Source organism: Devosia equisanguinis (assembly GCF_900631955.1).
In the GTDB taxonomy this organism is placed as follows: Bacteria; Pseudomonadota; Alphaproteobacteria; order Rhizobiales; family Devosiaceae; genus Devosia; species Devosia equisanguinis.
This window is the reverse complement of sequence record NZ_UZWD01000011.1, coordinates 1-22899: the sequence shown is the minus strand read 5'-3', so window position 1 is coordinate 22899 and position 22899 is coordinate 1. Positions and strand designations below refer to the sequence as shown.

Genomic DNA, 22899 nt, shown 5'->3' with positions numbered 1-22899 from the left:
CAGAGTAAGGGAGAGGCGCCTTGGGGCGCCTTTTTCATTGCTGTTCCTGGCGTTGCGCCCGGTGGCGCGCAGCGATGACTGCCGCCGATGCGGCGGTGCGGTGTGCTGAGGAAAAGAACTCGCGATGGGCCAGGATCAGCACGGTGATGATGCAGGCGGCGACCGCCAGCCATTCCGACACAAACCAGGCCACGGTCGATACCGAGAAGTAATAGGCACGGATGCCGCTGTTGAAGTTCTTGGCCCCCAGGGCGTTCATGCGGGCTATGGCTTCGATCTCTTCGTCGCTGGTCACCCGATCATGGTCCAGCGCCCCCAGCATGATGCAGAAATGGTTGAACTGGCGCAGCGACAGGGTGAAGGCGAAAAATGCCTGCACGAACATGGCCAGCATGACCACCAGGTGCAACTGGACGTCGAGAAGGGAATAAGTGCGCTGCAGCGACAGGGAATCGAGCGCAGCCATCAGCGTCGACAACTGCCCGAACATGGCAAACACCGCCAGCACCAGCAGCACTGAGGTGGAAGCCAGAAGGCTGACCGACCCCATGATGTTGCCGGAGAGAATGGCGTCGAACGGGCTCTCCCTGCGGCTGGCATTGGCCACCCAACGCCGGCGCTGCATGTTCATGATCACCGAGAGCGACGGCCGCTTCTGCTCCACCATGGGGACGATGATGTTGTAGGCCAGATACGCCACGAGCGGCAGCAGCGAAACGGCGAGGGAGGCAGGATTCAACGCAAGAACTCCGGCGATGTGGTGTCGCCGGGACTATAGGCCGCTGCCGCAATCATGGGAATCGCTTCTGCCCGCAATGCGCCCTTGCCGCTGGTGGGACTGTTCCACTAAGGGGCTGCGCCCTAGGGTTGGCCTCAGATCGGGCGAGGTTGCAGGCGATGAATGGTGTCAATCTCCCGGAGGAGTTCTGGCGAGAGCTTGAGTTCGAGCCCGGCCAGCACGTGCTGCAACTGGGCGGTCCGTGTGGCACCAATAATTGTCGCCGTCATGAACGGTCGGCTGCGGCAGAAGGCAATGGCCATGTGGATGGGGTCGATGCCATGCTGCTCTGCCAGAGCCAAATAATGCCGCGTCGCGCTTTCGGAGTGCTCGTTGATGCGCCAGAAGCCCTTCTGATAGTCCTTGCGACTTGCAGGAGGCGTGGCGCCGTCGAGATATTTTCCGGTGAGCATACCGCCAGCCAACGGCGAATAGGCCAAGAGGCCGACATCTTCGTGGTGGCTGAGTTCGGCCAGGTCGTGATCGAACTGGCGGCGAATGAGATTGTATTCGTTCTGGACCGAGACCAGGCGCGGCAGGCCATGTTGTTCGGCAAGGCGCAACCATTGGGCAATGCCCCAAGTGGTTTCATTTGAAACCCCGATATGGCGGATCTTGCCTTCGCGCACCAGTTCGCCCAGCACGTCGAGCATGTCGAGGAGGTTGGCAAGGACATCGGTCGTGTCCTGTTGGTGGGGCGCATAGTCCCAATAATGCTGGAAATGATAGTGCCCGCGGCTGGCCCAATGGATCTGGTAGAGATCGACATAATCGGTCTTGAGCCGGCGAAGACTCTTTTCCAAGGCCTCGCGAATACCCTCGCCATCGGCGCGTCGCCCGCCGCGCAGAAACGGGCTGCCGCCGCCGCCGATCTTGCTGGCCAGCACCCAGCGATCCCGGTCCTTGTTGGCGGCAAACCAGTTGCCGATAATCTCCTCGGTACGGCCGCTGGTCTCGGGACTGCCCGGCACCGCGTAGAGTTCGGCGGTGTCCATGAAGTTGATGCCTGCGTCGCGCCCCATGGCGATCTGCGCATGGCCTTCGGCTTCGGTGCTTTGGCTGCCCCATGTCATGGTGCCGAGGCAAATGTCGGTTACCTTGAGGTCGGTCCGACCCAATGTCTTGAAGTCCATCACGATGTCCGGTGCTGTGTCTTGCGGTGGGTCTGGGACCCTAGACCAGCTATTTCGGGCAGGGAAGTGATCCAGCGGCATTCGCCGATGGTGCAGACTGGGCAGGGGGTTATCCACAGGCTGGGCGCCGAAAAGCCTGGCCGCACACGCTCTCGGTCAAAAAAGCGTCATGCTGGGCAAGAGAGGGGTTGAGCTCCGCCCTTCCACCCCCTATATAGCCCTCACGTTGCACCGAACCGGTGCCAGCGCATGACGCGGGATGGAGCAGCCCGGTAGCTCGTCAGGCTCATAACCTGAAGGTCGCAGGTTCAAATCCTGCTCCCGCAACCAAACAAAGCCCGGTGAACTCGATGAGTTTGCTGGGCTTTTTGTTTATGGATTTGCACTGATAGCCGCCCATGTCAGGTTCTTAGAGAACTGGTTCATAGGCAGCCATCATCGTCCAGGGACCGGTGTTGGCTGCAAGGCGATGCTCGACAGCTTTAAATGTCGCCATCGCGCTGCCTGCCGAAGAAATTCCGTCCGCTTTTGATGAAAGCCTGGCAAACCGCTATTGCAGCTTGCACACGCCATTGGCGCGACCGGGCCCCGTATAGGAAACGTGAAGCGTCCCGTCGGGCAATTTGGTCACCGACACGGTGACGTCGCCGGCCTTTGCCTCGAAATAGGTCTCGCTGAACGAGGTGAACGCCGCCTCCTTGCCGTTGAGATAGACCGGTCCACCCTCGTCTGCATGGACGAAAAGTTCGCCCGGGCATTCGGCATCGAAGAAGGGGATGGTTGCGCCGCCGGTAGACGCGGTTTCAGTGCCCGGCGTGGGGTTGCAGATGCCATTGGCGCCGCCAGGTCCAGTATAGGACAGAGCCGGCGTACCATCGGTGTTGATGGCAATGGAGATCGTGGTTTCGCCAAGGCTGGCTTCGGAATAGTCGTCGTTGAAGACTTCGAGCTCGGCTTCCTCTCCGTCGATATAGACGGGGCCGCCCTCGTCGGCATGCACCTCAATGCCGTCGGCGCAGGTGAAGTTCAGCTGCGGCACCGCCGCCTGTGCTGGGGCAGTCATCAGGCAGGCGGCAGCGAGGCCCGTGGCCAGAATAAGCTTGTTCATCGCAATGTCCTTCCAGTTGCCGACGGCCTGGCTGCCGTCAGTCGCCGAGAAAAACCACGTCGGCGATCGTGTAGGTTTCCGCACTGTCGTCGAGGATGCCGGTGGTCATGTCTTCAACCTTGGTGAAAGGTCATCGTCATGCCCGGCGGGGGAACAGGCCTGCCGTTCCCACCGCCGCCTACCAGGCGTGCACGCGCTTTTCGGGCGCGAGCCACATGGGGTCACCTTCCTTGATGTCGAAGGCCTCATAGAAGGCGTCCACATGCTGGAGGGCCGCAAAGGCGCGGTAGTCGCCGGTGGCATGGACGTCATTGCCGACGAGATAGGCTGTGTATTGGTCGGTCGACTTTGTTGCCCACATCTGGCTGAAGGCGACGAAACAGAGCTGCGACGGCGTCAGCCCGTCGGTTTCGACATTCTCATCCGGATGTTCCTCCAGATAGGTCATCAGTGCTGCGTGAGCGAGGGTTATGCCGCCGAAGTCGGCCATGTTCTCCTTGACGTTCAGCGGGCCATTGGCCATCAGTCCGGGCAGAACCTCATAGGCATTGGCCTGATCCACCAGCTTCTGCGCTTCGGCCTCGAAAGCTGCCGCGTCGTCCGCCGTCCACCAGTCCCGAAGATTGCCATCGGCATCGAAGAGGCGCCCGCCGCTGTCGAAGCCATGGGTCATTTCGTGGCCGAGAACCGCGCCGAGGCGACAGAAATAGACCGGGGCGGGCTGCGAAATATCGAACATGCCGGGCTGGATAATGGCAGCAGGCACGTCAAAGCCATTCATCGACGGGCTATAGGCCGCGTTGACGCTGAGGGGCAGAGTGGCGTCGTCGCTGAAATGGGTCTCGACTACGGTCTTGCCCATCTTGGCGACCTCGACATCGATCATGTGTCGGTTGAGGCGCGTGATATTGCCGATCAGGTCATCGGATTTGATTTCGACCGAACTGTAGTCGAGCCATTCATTGGGATAGCCGGCATAATAAGTCAGCCGTTCCAGCTTCTCGATGGCGGCAGCGCGTGTCTCTTCGCTCAGCCAACTGCGGGTCTTGATGCGTTCAAGGAACGCCGCCTTGATCCGGTCCATCATGTCGAGCGCCGTCTGCCGTGTCTCCTCGGCGAAATAGGCATCGATATAGAGCCGCGACAGCGGCTGGCCGAGATTGGATTTGAGCAGGCTTTGCGCCATCTCCTCCCGCGGCTTGGTCTCCGAGGTCCCGATCAGGGATTGAATGAGGGCGATGCCCGGCGCCTCGAAAGCGGGGCCGAGATAGCTTGAATAGTTCTCGATCAGCCGGAAGCGGAGATAGGCCTTGATCTCATTGAGGGAATAATCACGCAGAATCTGCGACAAGACGCTGAGATAGCGCGGCTCGGTCTTGACTACCGTCTCTTCCGGCTCGAGGCCCAGGCCCCGCACCAGCAGGGTCAGGTCGAGTTCGGGAATTTCTGCCTGCAAGTCCTCGAACGGTACCGGGTTATAGACATTGCGGGGGTCCACCCGCTCCACGGGTGTGGCCTTGGCCGCATGCATTTTTGCTTCGAGCTCAAAGACGAGGTCGGCTGTCTCGGTGGCAATTTCGGGACTATCACCGGCCAGGATCAGGGTGTCGCGCACGAAGGTCTTGTAGGCGACAACGCGCGCCGAATCCTCGCCTTCCTCATAGATGGCACCCAATGCAATACCGAGATCGCCGCTGAGGAACCACAACGCCATCTTGGTGCTGTCGGCGCGATCGGCATTAGGGACGATTGCGGCCAGCACGAAGGATGCGGTGTCGCGCCCACGCTTGCCGAGATAGGTGGAAAGATCGTCAAGGCTGTCCACTGCTTCAAGCGTGTCGAGCGCTGGCTGCAGCGCCGTGACGCCTGCGGCATTGATCCGATCCAGATCCATGAAGGAATTGTAGAGGTCACCGACCTGCTGCGCCGGCGTTCCCGCTTCCGCGTCATCAGCCTTGGCCGCCGCATCCGATATGACCGTGGCCATCTGCTCGGTGACATGGTCCACCATGAAGCTGAACACATTCACATCTGGCGAGGAGGGGGGAATGACGGCCTGGTCGAGCCAGGCGCCCGACGTGTAGCGGTAAAAATCTTCCTTCGGTGAGACCGACCTGTCCATGTTCTCGACGGAGAAATTCAGCTCTGCCGCGCCAAGCGAGGGAATGGCTGGGGCGTCCTGGGCGAGCGCCGACACTCCCATCAGAGCAGTGGATGCGACAAGGGCGAAAGCACGTTTACGGCTCATGCTCGGTTTTCCTCAGGGCTGACGCGATAAGACCATCAGAATTCGCAATTTGCGAAATGGCAAATCACTTATCGGCCTTTACTTGCGCAAGTCGCGTTGGACGCCAGAACCGTCCCTAAGGTGAGAAAAATTCTGAATATTGCCTAAAATTGAAGCGATACAAAAAGTGATTTTGATTGCCACAATATCGGCACTTCTTCGCCAAACCGTGGGGTAATGAATTTATTTGCGGAGGCTGTCGTGACCATCACATCAATCCGCCGTGCCTTCTTACCCGCTACCTTGACCACTTTAGTTGCTCTGATGCTGTCGCTGCTTCCAGCGTCGGCTCAGGATGCGATGACTGTTGACGTTCGTTTTCCCCGCGGGGCCAGTGGCACCACGCTCTCGGACACCATCGAGGGCTATCAGACCATTGACTATCGCATCGGCGTATCAGCCGGTCAGACCATGTCCGTGCAGCTCGATACCAACAATTCGAGCAACTATTTCAACATCAGCGCCCCGGGCGCCTCGGATGCGCTATTCAATGGCTCCATCTCGGGCAATTCCACCAATCTGCGCCTCACATCCTCGGGCAATTACACCATCAGCGTTTACCTGATGCGCAACGCGGCCCGCCGTAATGAGACGGCCGACTTCGACCTGACCGTCTCTGTGGACGGCTCAGCCGGCCAAACGCCACGGCCAACCACGCTGCCATCCGGCCCGGTAGCGCCGGTCAGTGTCGGCAGCGGACCCGATTATTGGCAGGTTGAGGGGCTGGGCAGCGATACGCTCAATGTGCGCTCCGGCCCGTCGACCGGTAACCCGGTCATCGGCACGGTGCGCGATGGCGATACGCTCCGCAATTTCGGCTGCACCACCAGTGGCAGCACCCGCTGGTGTCAGGTCGAAACACCGCGCGGCCAGCGCGGTTGGGTCGCGGGCCGATATCTGCATGAATCTTTTGGCCAGCCAACTTCCCTGCCAACCGTCGTGAGGCCACGCCCCCAGCCGCAGCCGGTGGGGTCCAACCCAACGCCAAGTGCGGTGTCTACCGCTGACATGCCGCGCTTCTGCACCGGTGAAGCTTCGGCGCGTTTCGGAGTTCGACCGGCCGAGATCACGGTGAACAGTGTCCTCAGCCTTCCAGGCAATTATGTTGTGCAGGGCTGGTTCGACCAGGCCGATGGCAGCACGCAGTTCTTCAACTGCTATTTTGCGCTGGATGGCAGCTTTCAGTCTGTGCGCTAGTGTCCTGAGCGGCCCTGCTTTCGGTGGGGCCGCAAGATTATTGAGGGCAGGAACAGGCGAAGGTCGGAACTATCCACATTATTGTGGGTGCCGATAGGAAGCAGTCCGAGCAACCGGATACTTGTGGTCCCTTTCGCGCATTGGTCGGCCGAATGGCACCTGCCCACCATGACTGGAATGTCCGTCAATGCATCGGTAATACGCGGATCCTGCCGACCCTAGCCTATTTGCGTACGGGCGCGCTTTGGGTGTCCGCACTGGCCCATCGCCACAATGATTGGCCGCTGTTATCTGTCGGCTTGCTGTCCGGACAGGGTCCAACCGGCTAGCGAACTAGGGCGTGGGCGCCTGCTGATCCATTTGATACCCCACCAGGGCAACAAGGGCGGCAGCGACAAGCAGGACGAATACTGCAACAAGAAATATCCCCAGCGTGGCGAGCACTGCTCGCAATCTGGACATTTGCGTCCCCTTGGACAACCACACCGTCTCGACCGCCAAATACCATATCGTTCCGGCCAGGGCGACCATGAGGCCCCACATGCTCCCACCGGGCAGCGCCTGGGCGTGCGAAGAGAGTTGCATGCCAAGGCTGATCGCCATGACGAAGGGAACAGTGGCATAGCTTTGGCTGTAGAATGCCGGCTTGAGAGTGGTGCGCGTCATGCGGGCGCCGCTGTTGCGTAGCTTCATGGTTGCGAACAACAGCGGGAAAAGGCTGAAGGCCAAGGCGCGAAAGACCAGCAGGTTTCGGTCATCTTGCAATAGCGTCGGAAAGACTGAAGGTGCGCGCCCTGCCACTGCACCCTCCAGGACGTGCAACAGGACCAGCGTCAACAGCAGCAGGATGGGCGGGCTGACCGCATCGTCGAACTGTTCGTGATCCTTTTCGGTCAGTTCTTTTTGCGCATAGGCCAGCATCGATATCGGCCGCGTGACGATGCGCCAGAAGGTCAAAGGGTAAAACACGAACCATGTGATTAGCTCATAGAGCAGTTCCTCAATCGATTTGAGGAGCTTCATGAAATCCATGCGTGATACCTGCCGCGAAGTTGCGGATTTAACATGAACCACCCGGGCTTATGCGGCAACCATCGCTGTAGTCCCGGCATTCTCACCGGTCTTGTACAGTCTGCCTCTAGCAATCCGTCCGCCTTTATCGGTGGCGCGGATTTTCCGAATAGAACGTGTCGATCATCTTCGTTGTTGTTTCGAGATTGCGCGCCAGCATGTGGTGGCTTACGTCCCGATGGATGGGCTGAGTGACGTAAAAGTGCCCGAATAAGAAATTGTTGCGAAGCCGACCGTCGGGAGCGAGGCGCAATCCCGCGATTTTCGGCAACGGCGTCGGGCGCGCGCAGTCGTTCTCATGTGCCCCTCTAGCCCCTTGCCACCCAGCCAGCGAGTCCTTTGGGATCATACCGACGCGACGGAGCGTTGCTGCGGTTTGTGCTAGCTGGTGTGCTAACCCGCTCCGCGTCGGTATGCTAAGTCGCTGATCTTAAAGGAAGGTATTCGCGGTGCGCCAGGGGTGCCGTGTGCAAATCCAGCACAGTTTGGGGCCATGCGGTGCTGGCTTGAAACTCAAGCAAGCCATCAAACTTAAATGGAAGAAGGTGGTGCCCAGAGCCGGAATCGAACCAGCGACACGCGGATTTTCAATCCGCTGCTCTACCAACTGAGCTATCTGGGCATCAGGGCGCAGTGGGCGCCCGGCGACTAGCCACGCGCCTTATAGGTGAAGTGTTTTGGCGGCGCAAGCGGCAGAAGTGGAGTTGTGGAAAATCTGTCATGTGGCGGCAATGTCGCTGCCGCGCGTCACTGCTGGCGGGTTGGCATGAAGGTGCGGAATGCGTGCAACAGCAGGGCCAAAAGACGCTGTCTTGGCGGGCATGGTTTACAAGAGGTTAAACTCGGTTAGGGCATTGAAAGTACTTTTTGTTTTCGGCGCTGATTAGCGCTGTGGAGCGTCTGTGGCGCGCAGGCCGGTGGGCAGGGGCACTTTGTTCGTTGCCGGGTCCGGGATACATCTGTAGTTTCCGGACGTTGCTCGCTTGGGGACGTCATGGACCGGGCGAGGTGTGCGTTCCGGCGTGACGCGGGGTTTACTCTGCAGGTCGTTGCTGCCGGATAAGAAAAGGCTGGGTTTTGGGGCTGCTTGATCGCCATGCATTGCTGCGCTGGGTCGCCGCTGCCGCATTCGGTGGTGCGAGTGCGCTTGCGCTGGCTCCCGCGAGCGCCCAGGGCCTTTTGCCGGAGGCGTTCTTCAACGCGCCTTTCGATGCCACGGCCCCCACGGCGGTAGAAGCCGATGAGCTGATTTTCGATGCGCAGCGCAATATCATCACCGCCCGGGGCGATGTGGTGCTTGGGGCCAGCGGCTATGTCTTGCGCGGCCAGGATCTGGTCTATCGGCGCGGCAGTGGCGAATTGGTCTTCACCGGGGCTGTCAGCATCCGTGATCCGGCCGGCAATGTGGCCAGCGCCGCTGATCTCAAGGTGACCGGCGGGCTCAAGCAGGCCTTCCTCAATTCCATCGCCATCACCTCCAGTGACGGGGCCCGCATTACCGCCGACAGCGCCGAATATGACCAGGCGTTGCGCACCATTCTCGATAATGCCAGCTATGCGCCATGCGGCGATTGTATCGACGCGCAGGGACGGCGGATAGGGTGGTCGGTCAGTGCCAGCCGGGTGGTCTATAATGCCGATGATGGATCGGTGAGTCTTGAAAACCCCACCTTGGCCCTGCTTGGCGTGCCGGTGGCGTGGCTGCCCTACCTCTGGCTGCCCGATCTCAGCGATAGCGCGCTTGAAAAGGCGCCTCGCCCCTCGCTCGATTATAGCGAGAGCATCGGCCTCAAGGTCGAAGTGCCGCTCAATGTCTATTCCACCAAATTTACCGATGTCATCTTTACGCCCACCCTGCTGACGCGTCAGGGCTTTCTGCTCGGCGCCGAATGGGTGCAGCGGTTTGATCAGGGCTCGTTCCGCATCAAGGCGTCGGGGCTCTACCAGTTCGACAAGAACGCCTTCACCTTTGCCGATGCGCAACGGGATTGGCGTGGTGCCTTGCAGACTTCGGGCGAATTCGTCCCGGTGGCCGACTGGAAGGTAGGATTTGCCTATGCGGCCTTCACCGACAGCGCCTATTTCGAAGATTATCGGCTGGATCCGGGCCGCGCAGCGGTGAACGAGGTCTATGCCACTCATCTGACCGCCGATACCTATCTCGATGCGCGGGTGCAGCAGTTCAATCTTCTTGGGGCCAACACCAACCAGACGCGGGCCCAGCAGGGTATTGCCCTGCCCAATATCCGGGTGGAAAAGAGCTTTACCCTGCCGCCCGGTGCGGGACGTATCGATGTCGAGGCGCGTCTCCTGGGTATCAGCCGGCAGGCAGACAGCTCCCGCGTTGTCAACGGCGTGACCTACGATCTTGGTTATGCCGGCACCAGGCTGCACGGCATGGCCCAGCTTGCCTGGCAAAACCAGATGATTGGCGGTGGCTTTGTCGCTACGCCCTTCCTGGGGGTGCGCATCGACGGAGCGCATTACGACAATACCAGCCTCCTGGCCAGTGCGCCGCCCAGCGGCAATCTCTGGGGCGTGACGCCCATCGCGGCCTTGGATGTTCGCTACCCGATGGCTGCCCATAGTCCCGGCGTGACGCATCTGATCGAGCCGATCGGGCAGATCGTCTATCGGGGTGCGGCCAGCAGCAAGCCCGGCATTACCAATGAAGACAGTCAGAGCGTGGTGCTCGATGACACCAATGTCTTCACCTATAACCGCTTCACCGGCATCGACCGGCAGGAAACTGGCCTGCGTGCTAATATCGGTGGGCGTTATCTCGCCAGTTTTGATGGTGGCGACTATCTCGAGGTGATCGCCGGGCAGTCGTTCCTGCTCGCCGGTACCAATGCCTTTGCCCTACCCGACACGACGCAGGCGGGAGCGGGCTCAGGGCTTGAGGCCAATTCGTCTTATGCGGTGCTTGGTGCCTATGCCGGGGGTACGGGCGGCCTGAAGCTCGGCGGCAAGGCGCAGATCGACACGGCCAAGCTGGCTTTGGCGCGGGTCGGTCTGGGTGCCAGCTACAGCCAGGAGCGGTTCTCGGCCGCGCTCAATTACCGCTACACTGCTGCTGTTCCTGCCGCTGGTATGGTGCGCGACCAGAACGAGATCGGCGCGGAGCTGACGGTGCCCGTCAGCGATTACTGGTCGGTGTCCGGCAGTACCTATTGGGACCTCAACGCCAATAGTTTCCTGCAGGTGGGTGCCGGCCTGATGTATGATGACGGTTATCTGCAGATCGGTGCTGGCGCGTCGCGGACTGGTGCGACCCACATCAAGCCCAATGATACGCGGGTCACTGCCACATTCCGCCTCAAGGCGCCTGCCGGCTTCGATATCGGCTATACCGGCCCCGGCGTGGCGCCATAAGGACGCTGAGATGACCCGAATTCGACTTCTTGGCATGATGAGCGCAGTGCTGTTGGCGACGACGCTTGTGGCCTGCACCAGCTTTGCCCCGGTCTATGGCGATCGGTCCGCCGCGGCTATGGCCTCAACGCGGTTCAGCTTTGCGCCGCCCGCCAACCGGCTGAGCCAAATCGTTCTCAACCGATTGGCGATTGCCTTTCCGGCCACGGCTGGCGCCGGTGATCCGGTGCTGAGCGTCGCGGCCGTCAAGTCGGGCCCGTCGATAGGGATTTCAAACGCTATTCCAGCCGGTCGCCCGGTGGGCGTGCGCGTCGAAGCCACCGTGACCATCCGCCAGCCGGACGGGCAGACGGTGTCGTTCACGCGCTTTGCCGACACGAGCTATCAGGGCGAAAAGCTCTCGCCGACCAATTACGAATCCGAGATCGGCGCTGAGGAAGCCGCGGCGAATGCGGTTGCCGAGGCCTTGCGGGCCGCCATTCTCGCCGGTTATCGGCCGGGTGGGGTCAGCACGCCACAACGTTGACGGCCAGGCCTGCCTGGCTGGTTTCCTTGTATTTGTCGCTCATGTCGCGTCCGGTCTGGCGCATGGTCTCGACGCAGGCGTCGAGCGGCACAGCATGGGTGCCGTCCCCCTTGAGGGCCAGCGACGCCGCGGTGACCGCCTTGACCGCGCCGAAGGCATTGCGTTCGATGCACGGGATTTGCACCAGACCTCCCACTGGGTCGCAGGTCATGCCCAGATGGTGCTCGAGAGCAATTTCGGCGGCGTTTTCAACCTGCTCGGGCGTGCCGCCCATAATGGCGCAGAGCCCGGCTGCGGCCATGGACGAGGCCGAGCCCACCTCGCCCTGACATCCCACTTCGGCGCCCGAAATGGAGGCGTTGTGCTTGATGATGCCGCCAATGGCCGCGGCGGTCAGCAGGTAGTCGCGGATGGCGCCTTGGCCGGTGCCGGCATTGAACTGAATGGCATAGCGGATGACCGCGGGAATAACGCCTGCGGCGCCATTGGTTGGGGCGGTGACGACACGGCCTCCGGCGGCGTTTTCCTCGTTTACCGCCATGGCGAAGAGGCTGAGCCAGTCATTGGCCATCAGCGGGTCGATTTCGTTGCGTTGCCAGCGCTCGGCCAACTGCGTGTGGATCGCTCTTGCCCGACGCCGCACCTTGAGCCCGCCGGGCAATTGCCCGTCCTGAACCAGGCCACGGTCGATACATCCCGACATGGCCGCCCAGATGGCGTCGAGGCCCCGGTCTAGCGCCTGCCGGCTCATGCGCGCCTCTTCATTGGCGCGCTTCATCGCGGCGATGGAAAGGCCGGATTGCCGCGCCATGTCCAGCATCTGCCGGGCATTGGCAAAGGGCCAGGGCACGTCCTGCGGCTCGGCTGGCGCTGAGCGCATGGCCTCCAATTCGTCGGCGCTGACCACAAAGCCGCCGCCGATGGAATAGTAGATGCGGCGCAGCACCAACTGCCCGTCCGCATCCCAGGCGGCGAACTGCATGCCGTTGGGGTGGCCGGGCAGGGGCGTTCGCCGGTCGAGTTCGAGATCGACGGCGGGACGGAAGCGATAGCTGGGGTGGCCCTCGGGCGAGACCTGTCCAGATTGGCGCACCGTTTCGAGAATGGCGTCCATCTGGTCAGGGTCGATGCTGGACGGCTCGTGTCCGGCAAGACCGAGGATGACGGCGCGATCGCTGCCGTGACCAATGCCTGTATAGGCCAGAGAGCCATGCAGGCTCGCCGTCAGCGCCTTGGGCTGGGCGCGCGATGCGCGGGGCCAGTTGGCGCCGACAAGTTCATCGAGGAAGCGGCGCGCGGCCGACATCGGGCCCATTGTGTGCGAGCTCGATGGACCCACGCCGATCTTGAAGACGTCGAAAACGGACAGGAACATGATCCATCTTACCCCGGCGGCACCGGAGAGCAACCATGGGTCAGGCTCAATTGTTCCGGAATCGGCAATAGAGCGTGGCCATGCCGGGCGATTGCCCGTGGCGGGCTAAAAGACAATATCGGAGCAAACAGGAGAGACAGCATGGCCATGTATCAATTCCGTTCTGCCCCGGGCGCCGACGACGCCGCGCCGGTGATTTTCCTCTTCCATGGCACGGGCGGGGACGAGAACCAGTTTTTCGAGCTGGCCGGACAACTGCTGCCGGAGGCCCGCAGGGTTGCGCCGCGTGGCGATGTTAGCGAGGGCGGCGCGCTCCGTTATTTCAAGCGGACCGCCGAAGGCATCTACGACATGGCCGATCTTGCCATGAGGACCAGCGCCATGGCCGACTTCGTGCGCGAGGCGATCGGCGCGGAGCGGCCGCGCCAGGTGCTGGGGCTGGGTTACTCCAATGGCGCCAATATTCTGGCCTCGGTGATGTTTGCGGCGCCCGACCTGTTCGATGGGGCGATACTGATGCATCCGCTCATTCCCTTTGCGCCGCCCGCAGCCGATTTCAGCGATCGGCGGGTGCTGATCACAGCGGGGCGCCGCGACCCGATTGCGCCAGCCGGGGCAACGCAAGCGCTTTCGGATTATTTTTCGAGGTCCGGTGCCCAGACAGAGCTGGCCTGGCACGAGGGCGGCCATGAGGTGCGCAACGAGGAATTGCTGGCTATCCAGGCCTGGCTGCGGGCCTAAGGGCAGGCGGTTCCGGTTGGTTGGGCGTTAACAGAGTCTATAGGCGTTTTGCGCAAGGATAAGTCCGCGGGGGAGCCCCGCATCCACCAACCGGATCCCGAGCATGCCTGCGCCTCGCCGCACAATCACCAATTCCCTGACCTCCCGGGTGCTGATTTTCGTGGTGCTGGCCTTCGCGCTGGTGGCGGTCCCCAGTTATTTCGCGTTCAACTGGATCGTTGCGTCGACCGTTATCCAACTCGGCACGCTCTTTGCCGAAAAGCAGGTGCTTTATGATCGCCATCGCGGTCTGGGCACATTGATTCGAGAGGTGTCGCTAGCCGAGACCTTGGCGGGCAGCCAGGCGATCCGCGACTGGACACGCAATGAGGACGATCCCGTGCTCAAGCGCCGTGGCATTGCCGAGCTTGAGCACTATCGGCAGAATTTTACCGATCGCTCCTATTTCTTCGTCATCGACGCTTCGAAAAACTACTATTTCAACGATGCCGGCAATGGCTATGCCGGCAACCAGCTGCGCTATGCGGTGAGCGCCGACAACCCCCGCGACGCCTGGTATTTCGCCACCAAGTCGCTGGGTGACGGGTGCCATCTCAATGTCGACAACGACGCCAATCTGGGCGTGACCAAGGTGTGGATGAACTGCGTCATCCGCGAGGGACGCACGGTGCTCGGGGTTTTGGGTACGGGCATCGACCTCACCGCCTTCATCCAGGAAGTGGTCAATGTGCCCCAGGTCGGCGTGACCTCGATGTTCGTCGATCGCCGCGGGCTGGTGCAGGCGCATCGCGACCAGAACCTGGTCAATTTGGCCAGCCTCTCGGAAGATATCCGGGCCAAGCGCACCGTGTTCTCGCTGGTGGACAGCCCCAAGGATGAGGCCGTGCTGCGTGGACTGATGGAGGATGTCACCGACGGAGAGACGCTGGCGCGCTCGGCTTTCGTCGATATCGGCGGCAAGCCTACGCTGGTGGGCGTGGGCTATCTCGACCGGCTCGGCTGGTACAATGTGACCTTGATGGATGTCGACGCCATCATCGACCGGCAGCTGTTCCTGCCCATCGGGCTGCTGCTGATATCGGTGATGGGGTTAGGGACGATCATGCTGGTCCTCGTGTTCAAGCGACAGGTGCTCGACCGGCTGGTGCGGCTTGAGGGCGTGGTGCGCAGCGCCCGAGAAGGGGACTATGGTCCGGCCCTGCATATGGGCGTGGGGCAGCAGGATGAAATCGGCCGGCTTTCAGCCGCCTTTACAGAGATGGCGACGGCCGTGGACGACAATACGCGGCTGCTCGAAGCAAGGGTGCGCGAGCGAACGCGCGAGCTCGAGCAATTGGCGTTTCGCGACGGACAGACGGGAATTCTCAACCGCCGCGGTTTTGCAGAGGCCCATGAGCAGGCCGCCGCGGCAGGCGATTATGGCCTGATGCTCTTGGATATCGACCGGTTCAAGACCATCAATGACAATTATGGCCATGCCGCCGGTGATGCTGTGGTGCTGGAGGTGGCGCGGCGGATCGGCACCATTATGGGGACCGGTGACAGCTGCGCGCGCTGGGGTGGTGACGAGTTCATCGTGCTGCTGCCCGGCTGTGCGGCGGCGGCGCTGCGACCTGCGGCACTGCGGCTGATGGCGGCCATCACCGAGGCGCCCGTCATCGGGCCGGCCGGCGAGCAGATGGCGATCTCGATCAGCGTCGGCGCGTGCCTGGCCGAGCGCGGCGACAATCTCGACCTTGCTGCCGATATGGCCGATGCGGCTCTCTATATGGCCAAAGAGCGCGGGCGTAATATGGTTGTCGTCTTCGACGCCAAGATGCAGATGCAGCCGCGCACGGCCTGACCCCCGTTTGTCGGCCGTAAAAATCCCGGATATCCTGATCCAGAAACTTGCATGCCGAGGAGGCGTAAGGTGTTGAAATTTCTTCCTGTTGTGGCAATGGCGATTGCCGGCTTCACGGCGCCGACGGTGATGGTGGCGCAGGCCGCCAGTTTTGACTGCGCCAAGGCGTCAACGCCGTTCGAGCACGCAATCTGCGACAATCCCGAGCTTTCTCGGGCCGATGAGCGGCTGAGCAAGACCTATGAAACGGCGATTGGCGGGCTCTCCAAGGCGGCGCTTGACGCCGTGCGCGCCGATCAGCGCATCTGGCTGGACTATGCGCAAAAGGCCTGCACCTCCGATGCCAAGCCGATGGCCAAGGGCTCCTATAGCGAGAACGGGGTGTCGTGCCTCGTCGATATTTTCAGTAGCCGCAGCCAGGTGCTCGAAACCAGCCGAATGATGGATGGACGGCGGTTCTATCCGCAGTCACGCTATGCGGCGCTGCCCGATCCCTATGAGGCAGATGATCCCGATTCCAATTGGCCCGTGGCCCAGCACGAGCAGACGCTGGTGCAGCTGGATTCGAGCGAACCCTATGCGGTGGCGTTCAACGAATTCGTGCGCAAGCAGGGTGAGGTCGAGCTCGGCATGTTCGCTGCCCAGGGCGGCGAAGGGGACGGACAAGACGACGACACCAGCAATACCGACAACAAGATCACCGTTCAGGAACAAGCCGGAACCGGCCGTATCTCATTGGCAGTAAACACGTATTGGTATGGCCACGGCGCTGCGCACGGCAATTATTCGCTCTCCTACCTGCATTATCTCGTCGATGAGAAGCGCGGGCTCGAGGCTACGGATATGTTTACCGGCAAGGGCTGGGAGAAGAAGCTGACGGCGCTGACGCTGGCGGCACTCCAGGCCGAGCATGGCGACAATCTCATGCTCGATGACAACAGCAACGTCGTTGCCCTGGTGGCGGTCGATCCGACGCGCTGGGACTTTTCCGATGATTACGGTCTACTGATCCAGTTCGAGCCTTACGAGGTCTCCGCCTATGCCTATGGCGCGCCGACGGCGCGGGTGTCCTGGACCGATCTTGAGCCGTATCTGTCTGAGAAGGCTGATAAAATCCGCTACGGCTATTAGGAGTGCAGATCCGCCCATTCTGGGTGGCGGCGGAATTGCACGACGACATAGGGGCAGATCGGGGTGATCTTGAATCCCTCTGCCCTGGCGTCGGCGATGGCGGCCTTGACCAGTTGGGCGGCGATGCCGCGGCCTTCATATTCGGGGGGCACGCCGGTGTGGTCGATGACCATGGGGCCGCCTTCGGACCAGCGATAGGTCATTTCGGCTTCGAAACCGGGGGCAAGGTCGATGACATAGCGGCCTCTGGTGGCGCTCTGCTCGCGCCGGATCTCGTACTCGCCTTCGGCCATGACCAGCCCCTTTAGTTGTGAGTCTTGCCGGAGTCTGAACGGATTATGAACGGCTCGCAAGGGGCGGTGGTTGACAGCGACGCCGCGGCAGCGATGTTGATCACAATTCCACCCAACCTGGACCTGCCATGAGCGCGCTATTGCATCACATGATCTCCTCCGGCCCGCGTCCGGTCGCCCCGTTCAGTCATGCGGTGGAGGCCGATGGCTGGGTGTTCATCACCGGTCAGATGCCCACCGATCCGGCGGCGCCCGATGCGCCGCTGCCCGAGGGGGTGGAGGCGCAGACGCGGCGGGTGGTGGAGAACCTCAGAATTGTGCTCGGCGGCATCGGGCTGGGACTCGAGCATGTGACCATGGCCCGCATCTATCTCACGCAGTTCGAGCGCGACTATGCGGCGCTCAATGCGCTCTGGCCCAGTTTTTTCGAGCCCGGCAAGTTGCCGGCCCGGACGACGGTCGGGGTGACGGCACTGGCAGTGGGGGCGCTGGTGGAAATCGATCTGGTGGCGCGGCGGCCCTGAGGGCGGAAAACCTCCGTCGCAGTGCGGCGGCGGCTTGACCGGGGCAGCGCTTTGCGCGAGCAGTGGGCGCATGGCTGGGGCGAGGCTGTCGCGCTCCCCTGCCGGACCCTGCCTCAGCGGTCCGGACAATATCGACAGAGCCAGCGAGAGTGACTCATCCCGTGTCAAAGCCCCCCTATGTCGTCGACCAGTTGATCTCGGCCAAGGCGATTGCCGCGCGCGTCGAGGCACTGGCGGCGGAAATCACCGAGACTTTTCACGACACCGACAAGCTGGTGGTGGTGGGGCTGCTGCGCGGCTCGTTCATCTTCATCGCCGATCTGGTGCGCGAGATCGACCTGCCGGTCGAGGTCGACTTCCTCGAAGCCTCCTCCTATGGCGATGCGATGGAATCGAGCCGCGAGGTGCGGATTCTGAAGGATCTGCGCGGCGAAATCGCCGGGCGCGACGTGCTGGTGGTCGAGGATATCATCGATACCGGCCATACGCTCAAGCATGTGCTCGAAATTCTCGAAACCCGGCATCCGCGGCGCATGGAAGTGTGTGCCCTCCTCAACAAGCCCAGCCGCCGCGAAACGCAGGTGCCGGCGCGCTGGATCGGCTTCGACATTCCCGATGAATTCGTGGTCGGCTATGGCATCGACTACGCGCAGCGGAACCGGAATTTGCCGCATATCGGCAAGGTGCGGTTCGTCGAATAGGGCACCGATTTTCCCTTCTCCCTTTGTGGAGGAAGGTGGATTGCGCACAGCGCAAGACGGATGAGGGGCTTAGGCCACCGCTCGTCACCCTCGGGCCTGACCCAAGGGGTCTTCACTTTCAGCAACCGCCAAAACAAAACACCCTCGGGTCAAGCCCGAGGGTGACGCTCTGCGCGTATAGCACGATCACGGGGCAGCGCCCCTACATCACCGCGCCGACCTGCCAGGGGACGAATTCGTTGTCGCCATAGCCAAGGGCTTCGGATTTGGTCTCTTCCCCCGACGCCACCTTGAGGATGAGGTCGAAGATTTCCTGGCCCTTCTGCTCGATGGAGACGCCTTCGACGATATCGCCGCAATTGATGTCCATGTCGTCGGTCATGCGCGCATAGACATCGGAATTGGTGGCGAGCTTGATCGAGGGGACGGGCTTGCAGCCATAGGCGGAGCCACGGCCGGTGGTGAAGCACAGGATATTGGCGCCGCCGGCGACCTGGCCGGTGGCCGAGACCGGATCGAAGCCGGGCGTGTCCATGAAGACAAAGCCCTTTTCGGTGACCTTTTCGGCATATTCATAGACGGCGGTGAGCGGGGTGGTGCCACCCTTGGCGGCAGCACCCAGCGACTTTTCGAGAATGGTGGTGAGCCCGCCCAGCTTGTTGCCGGGCGAGGGATTGTTGTTCATCTCGCCATGGTTGCGCCGCGTATAATCTTCCCACCAATGAATGCGCTGGATGAGCTTTTCGCCCACGGCGCGGCTGGCGGCACGGCGGGTGAGCAGGTGTTCGGCGCCATAGATTTCGGGGGTTTCCGAGAGAATGGCGGTGCCGCCATTGCGCACCAGGATGTCGGCGGCATAGCCGAGTGCGGGATTGGCGGTGATGCCGGAATAGCCGTCGGAGCCACCGCATTGCAGCGCCAGGGTCAAATGACTGGCATCGACGGTCTCGCGGCGGGCCGCCGCGGCGGTGGGCAGCATTTCCCTGACCTTTTCGACACCCCATTCGATCATCTTTTTGGTGCCGCCACGCTCCTGAATGGTCATGGTCTGGAACGTCTGGCTTTCCTCGATGCCATAGAGTTCCTTCATGCGGCCGATCTGGAACACTTCGCAGCCGAGACCCACCAGCAGCGCCGCCCCGAGATTGGGGTTGGAGGTGTAGCCCCATTGGGTGCGCTTCAAGATGTCAAAGCCTTCGCCGCGACTTTCCATGCCGCAGCCGGTGCCGTGCACGAAGGGCACGACGCCGTCGATCTCAGGGTAATCATCGAGAATGCCGGAGCGGTTGATGGCTTCGGCGACGAATTTGGCGACGGTAGCAGAGCAATTCACCGAGGTCAGGATGCCGATATAATTGCGGGTGCCGACGCTGCCATTGGCGCGGCGATAGCCCTCGAAGGTGGCGCGCTGCGCCTGGGGCAGGAAGTCGACCGGGATAGCGCCCTCGGCAAAGGCATAGTCGTGTACCAGCGTGCCGTCGGGCCCGCCCATGCCGCAATTGTGCTCGTGCACCCAATCGCCGGGCGCGATCGGTTCCTTGGCAAAGCCGATGATCTGGCCGAACTTGACCACCGCTTCTCCCGCCGCAATCGGCCGGGTGGCGAATTTGTGCCCGCGCGGAACGCGGCGGACGATGCTGACGCCCTGAGCGGTCTCGGCGCCGACATCGAGATTGGCCAAAGCCACCGCGATATTGTCGGAGGGGTTGAGCACGAGCGTCTTGCCTTGCGGGCGGATCAGGGTGTCGGTCATGGCGGTGTCTTGAGTCCGGGGGCCTGGGGAAACACGGATCGGCGCTTTACCTGGTCGGGGTTTGCCCGCAGATTGCGGGCGGTGACGACGCTTCGGCATTGTCAAGCACTGAGACCCTAACTAACATGTTAGCATGAAAACGGAAGCCGGTCCTTATGATTTTCTGCCCGCAGCGGGGACGTTCTCGCGCGGCAGCGTTACCATCGATGTCACCAATAGCCTGCGCCACGCCATCGTGACGCTGGCGCTGCCGCCCGGCGCGGTGGTGGACAAGGCGGCGATCTGCACGCAGCTGGGCGTGTCGCGCTTTCCGGTGAGCGAGGCGCTGGCGCGCCTAGCCGATGAGGGGCTGGTGGACATCGCGCCGCAGCGCGGCACCACCGTGTCGCTGGTGCGCATCGCCGATGTGCGCGAATATATGCTGATCCGCAAAGGGCTCGAAAGCGAGGCTTTGCGGGTGCTGATCGGCAAGCACGATGCCGAAGTGATCGCGGCATTGCACGCCAATATGGCCGAACAGCGCGAGGCGGCGAGCCGGGACGATGCGGAAGCCTTCCACCAGATCGATGTGGGCTTTCACGACACCATTTTCCGCACTATGCGGCTCTCCAAGGTCAAGTCGATCATCGACCGGGCCCGCGCCAATCTCGACCGGGCGCGGCGGCTGATCATCACCCCGCGCCGGCTGGCGCTGACCATTGCCGAGCATCAGGCGATTTTCGACGGCATCCTGGCAGGTGATGCGCCACAGGCCATCGCCGCGATCCGCGCCCATATCGACGCGGTGATGGTGGAGCTGTTCGCCTTTGCACGTGAACATCCCGAGCTGTTTGACGACGGGGCGGAATTTGCCAGTGACACCGACGATTTTCCGTTCGGTTGAGACGGAGCATGGCGATCACCAAGAGCCTGCGGCTGGTTCTGGCACTCATCGGGCTGGTTGGCGGGTTTGGCTTCGGTGCTGCACCTGTGCTGGCCAATTGTCCGGAGCGTGCCGCCTGCACCGGATGCGGTTGCAAGGGCGGGCCCGGCTATCGCGGTCCGGATGGGACATGCGTGGGTTTCAAGCAACTGGAGCGGGTCTGCGGCGATCCGCCCACCACCAGTTGCACATTCGAGAATGCCCCGGGCACCGGGCTCAACCGCAGCTGTGCCCTGGGCCTGGAGAGTGAAGAGGATCAATAATGCTCAAGTCCATTCCGCCCATTCTGGGCCCTGACCTGCTCTATGCGCTGCGCGCCATGGGCCATGGCGATGAGATCGTCATCGTCGACGCCAATTTTCCGGCCGAGTATCTGGGGCCCGAGGTGATGCGGCTCGACGGGGTTTCGGCCACGCAGGTGCTTGACGCGGTGCTGACGCTGATGCCGCTCGACGATTTCGTCGATGCCGCCGCCATCGGCATGGCGGTGGTGGGCGATGCGGCGGCGCGGCCGCCCATCTATGGGGAATTCGAGACCATCATCACCCGGCACGAGCCGGGGCAGGGCTTTTCCACCATAGAGCGCTTTGCCTTTTACGAGCGGGCGCGCACGGCGGCGGCGGTGGTGCAGACCGGGGAAGCGCGCCTTTACGGCAACATCATTCTCAAGAAGGGGATCATCCGTCCCGCTGCCGCATAAAGCGAACGGATTGGTCAAAGGTCGGCCTCGACAGGCTAACATGTCAGCCTGTATGGACAGGCCACATCATAGGGAGACCCCGCCATGAAACTGCTCCGCATTGGCGCCAAGGGCGCCGAAAAGCCCGCCATTCTCGCTGCCGACGGCACCGTGCGCGATCTCTCCGGCATCGTCTCCGACATTGCCGGCGCGACGCTGCTGCCCGAGGGCCTGGCCAAGATCGCCGGTGCCGACATCAATGCACTGCCGGTGCTCGATGCCGGCCAGCGCATTGGCCCTTGTGTCGGGCAGGTGGGCAAGTTCATCTGTATCGGCCTCAATTATGCCGACCACGCCGCCGAGACCGGTTCGCCCATTCCGGCTGAGCCGATCATCTTCATGAAGGCGACCAGCGCCATCATCGGGCCGAACGACGACGTGATCATTCCCAAGAACGCCATCAAGCCGGACTGGGAAGTGGAACTGGGCATCGTCATCGGCAAGGAAGCCCGTTATGTCGAGGAAAAGGACGCGCTGGACCATGTGGCCGGCTATTGCCTGATCAACGACGTGTCCGAGCGGCATTTCCAGACCGAACGCGGCGGCACCTGGGACAAGGGCAAGGGCGCAGACACGTTTGGTCCCATCGGCCCCTGGGTGGTGACCAAGGACGAAGTGGCCGATCCGCAGAACCTCAAGATGTGGCTCGAAGTCGATGGCAAGCGCTACCAGGACGGCTCCACCAAGACCATGATCTTCGGCGTCGCCACCATTGTCTCCTATGTCAGCCAGTTCATGAGCCTGCAGCCGGGCGACATCATCTCGACGGGCACTCCGCCGGGTGTCGGTATGGGCATCAAGCCCGACCCGGTCTGGCTCAAGCCTGGCAATGTCATGCGCCTCGGCATCGAGGGGCTGGGCGAGCAGACCCAGAACGTGCGGGCCTATAGCGCCTGATCGCCAGGTTGGTTTTAGACATTGCGCCCCCGGATCGCTGGTCCGGGGGCGCTTTGCCTTGGGCCAGCCTGATCCGCATTTGTGCGGATGAAGACGTTGCCATCCCATTTAACTGTTGCCCCTAACGTCGAGGCTGAACCGGCATTTTGGGGCCGATGTCCCGCGGAGACCGGCAACAGTATCTAGGGAGTTCACAATGGCTATTCTGGGTGGCGTGCTCAATCTCGACAAGACCTTGTCCGGGCTTCTGGGCGGTGGCGGTGGTGCAGGAGGCGGCGGTGGAAGTGGTGCTCTACCGCTCGGCCCGGTGACCAATCTGGTCGGCAACCTGACCGGCGGTTCCGGTGGAACCAGCGGCACGGGAGGCCTGGCCTCGCTGCTCGATGTGTCGCTGCTCGAAGAGGGGCTGGTGACGCTCAATCTGGGCGGCGACAAGCTGGTCGTGCTGCCCGACAATGGCGGGATCATCTCCTACGGCCTGCTGGATGGGGCAGGGTTGGGCGGG

Annotated in this window: 20 protein-coding genes, 2 tRNA genes and 1 pseudogene; 14 read left to right on the top strand and 9 right to left on the bottom strand. The window is 62.0% G+C overall.

Features of this window, described 5'->3' with window-relative positions; all coding sequences use genetic code 11:
• Positions 1–34 precede the first annotated feature (34 nt).
• Together DEVEQU_RS03835 and DEVEQU_RS03830 are read right to left on the bottom strand one after the other, a co-directional pair.
• Positions 35–739: a DUF599 domain-containing protein gene (locus DEVEQU_RS03835; RefSeq protein WP_223214092.1), complete on the bottom strand. Its 705-nt coding sequence runs from the start codon at positions 737–739 to the stop codon at positions 35–37.
• A gap of 134 nt (positions 740–873) precedes the next feature.
• Positions 874–1911, bottom strand: a complete 1038-nt coding sequence (locus DEVEQU_RS03830; RefSeq protein WP_126149249.1) for an aldo/keto reductase — start codon at positions 1909–1911, stop codon at positions 874–876.
• Between the two features lie 253 nt (positions 1912–2164).
• On the opposite strand from DEVEQU_RS03830, the gene DEVEQU_RS03825 reads away from it, so the two are divergent.
• A tRNA-Met gene (locus tag DEVEQU_RS03825) sits at positions 2165–2241 on the top strand.
• 220 nt (positions 2242–2461) lie between these two features.
• On the opposite strand, the gene DEVEQU_RS20000 is transcribed toward DEVEQU_RS03825, so the two are convergent.
• The gene (locus DEVEQU_RS20000; RefSeq protein ID WP_206437782.1) at positions 2462–3019 is read right to left on the bottom strand and encodes a hypothetical protein; all 558 of its coding nucleotides are present in this window, start codon (positions 3017–3019) and stop codon (positions 2462–2464) included.
• Between the two features lie 178 nt (positions 3020–3197).
• Complete coding sequence (locus DEVEQU_RS03815; protein WP_223214091.1) at positions 3198–5267, bottom strand: M13 family metallopeptidase; 2070 nt, start codon at positions 5265–5267, stop codon at positions 3198–3200.
• A gap of 339 nt (positions 5268–5606) precedes the next feature.
• Between DEVEQU_RS03815 and DEVEQU_RS03810 the strand changes: the two genes are divergently transcribed.
• Positions 5607–6503 (top strand): SH3 domain-containing protein, encoded by an 897-nt coding sequence (locus DEVEQU_RS03810; protein ID WP_164550234.1) that lies wholly within the window; start codon positions 5607–5609, stop codon positions 6501–6503.
• Between the two features lie 333 nt (positions 6504–6836).
• On the opposite strand, the gene DEVEQU_RS03805 is transcribed toward DEVEQU_RS03810, so the two are convergent.
• Together DEVEQU_RS03805 and DEVEQU_RS03800 are read right to left on the bottom strand one after the other, a co-directional pair.
• Complete coding sequence (locus DEVEQU_RS03805) at positions 6837–7535, bottom strand: hypothetical protein (protein WP_126149247.1); 699 nt, start codon at positions 7533–7535, stop codon at positions 6837–6839.
• Between the two features lie 585 nt (positions 7536–8120).
• Positions 8121–8196, bottom strand: a tRNA-Phe gene (locus tag DEVEQU_RS03800).
• 455 nt (positions 8197–8651) lie between these two features.
• Here DEVEQU_RS03800 and DEVEQU_RS03795 point away from each other — a divergent pair.
• Positions 8652–10949 (top strand): LPS-assembly protein LptD, encoded by a 2298-nt coding sequence (locus tag DEVEQU_RS03795; RefSeq protein WP_164550233.1) that lies wholly within the window; start codon positions 8652–8654, stop codon positions 10947–10949.
• 10 nt (positions 10950–10959) lie between these two features.
• Positions 10960–11475 (top strand): hypothetical protein, encoded by a 516-nt coding sequence (locus DEVEQU_RS03790; protein WP_126149245.1) that lies wholly within the window; start codon positions 10960–10962, stop codon positions 11473–11475.
• Here DEVEQU_RS03790 and DEVEQU_RS03785 read toward each other — a convergent pair.
• Positions 11456–12850, bottom strand: coding sequence for an L-serine ammonia-lyase (locus DEVEQU_RS03785; protein ID WP_126149244.1), 1395 nt, complete (start codon positions 12848–12850; stop codon positions 11456–11458). The two genes, DEVEQU_RS03790 and DEVEQU_RS03785, sit on opposite strands and share 20 nt — an antisense overlap.
• Before the next feature lie 141 nt (positions 12851–12991).
• Between DEVEQU_RS03785 and DEVEQU_RS03780 the strand changes: the two genes are divergently transcribed.
• The 3 genes from DEVEQU_RS03780 to DEVEQU_RS03770 all read left to right on the top strand — a co-directional run bounded on the left by DEVEQU_RS03780 (position 12992) and on the right by DEVEQU_RS03770 (position 16565).
• Positions 12992–13591 carry an alpha/beta hydrolase gene (locus DEVEQU_RS03780; RefSeq protein ID WP_126149243.1) on the top strand — a complete coding sequence of 200 codons (600 nt, stop codon included), beginning with the start codon at positions 12992–12994 and terminating at the stop codon, positions 13589–13591.
• A 103-nt stretch (positions 13592–13694) separates the two neighbouring features.
• Complete coding sequence (locus tag DEVEQU_RS03775; RefSeq protein ID WP_126149242.1) at positions 13695–15434, top strand: sensor domain-containing diguanylate cyclase; 1740 nt, start codon at positions 13695–13697, stop codon at positions 15432–15434.
• Positions 15435–15503: 69 nt separating this feature from the next.
• Positions 15504–16565 (top strand): DUF3298 domain-containing protein, encoded by a 1062-nt coding sequence (locus DEVEQU_RS03770; protein WP_164550232.1) that lies wholly within the window; start codon positions 15504–15506, stop codon positions 16563–16565.
• Here DEVEQU_RS03770 and DEVEQU_RS03765 read toward each other — a convergent pair.
• Positions 16562–16858 carry a GNAT family N-acetyltransferase gene (locus DEVEQU_RS03765; RefSeq protein WP_126149240.1) on the bottom strand — a complete coding sequence of 99 codons (297 nt, stop codon included), beginning with the start codon at positions 16856–16858 and terminating at the stop codon, positions 16562–16564. The genes DEVEQU_RS03770 and DEVEQU_RS03765 overlap by 4 nt on opposite strands.
• Before the next feature lie 149 nt (positions 16859–17007).
• Here DEVEQU_RS03765 and DEVEQU_RS03760 point away from each other — a divergent pair, with 149 nt between their 5' ends.
• Entirely contained in the window at positions 17008–17382 is a 375-nt protein-coding gene (locus DEVEQU_RS03760; RefSeq protein ID WP_126149259.1) for a RidA family protein, read from the top strand.
• A gap of 161 nt (positions 17383–17543) precedes the next feature.
• A complete protein-coding gene (gene hpt, locus DEVEQU_RS03755; protein WP_126149239.1) occupies positions 17544–18083 on the top strand; it encodes a hypoxanthine phosphoribosyltransferase in 540 nt (179 codons plus the stop codon).
• A gap of 202 nt (positions 18084–18285) precedes the next feature.
• Here the strand turns inward: hpt and DEVEQU_RS03750 are convergent, their stop codons facing one another.
• Positions 18286–19836: a UxaA family hydrolase gene (locus DEVEQU_RS03750; protein WP_126149238.1), complete on the bottom strand. Its 1551-nt coding sequence runs from the start codon at positions 19834–19836 to the stop codon at positions 18286–18288.
• Positions 19837–19969: 133 nt separating this feature from the next.
• On the opposite strand from DEVEQU_RS03750, the gene DEVEQU_RS03745 reads away from it, so the two are divergent.
• The 5 genes and pseudogenes from DEVEQU_RS03745 to DEVEQU_RS03725 all read left to right on the top strand — a co-directional run.
• Positions 19970–20719 (top strand): GntR family transcriptional regulator, encoded by a 750-nt coding sequence (locus DEVEQU_RS03745; protein WP_126149237.1) that lies wholly within the window; start codon positions 19970–19972, stop codon positions 20717–20719.
• Between the two features lie 8 nt (positions 20720–20727).
• Complete coding sequence (locus tag DEVEQU_RS03740) at positions 20728–21021, top strand: hypothetical protein (RefSeq protein WP_223214090.1); 294 nt, start codon at positions 20728–20730, stop codon at positions 21019–21021.
• On the top strand, positions 21021–21458 hold the full coding sequence (locus DEVEQU_RS03735; protein ID WP_126149236.1) for an RbsD/FucU family protein: 438 nt from the start codon (positions 21021–21023) through the stop codon (positions 21456–21458). The genes DEVEQU_RS03740 and DEVEQU_RS03735 overlap by 1 nt, the downstream gene beginning before the upstream one ends.
• Positions 21459–21542: 84 nt before the next feature.
• Positions 21543–22394 (top strand): fumarylacetoacetate hydrolase family protein, encoded by an 852-nt coding sequence (locus DEVEQU_RS03730; protein WP_126149235.1) that lies wholly within the window; start codon positions 21543–21545, stop codon positions 22392–22394.
• A 196-nt stretch (positions 22395–22590) separates the two neighbouring features.
• Positions 22591–22899: pseudogene (locus DEVEQU_RS03725) on the top strand (hypothetical protein); the annotation flags it as partial.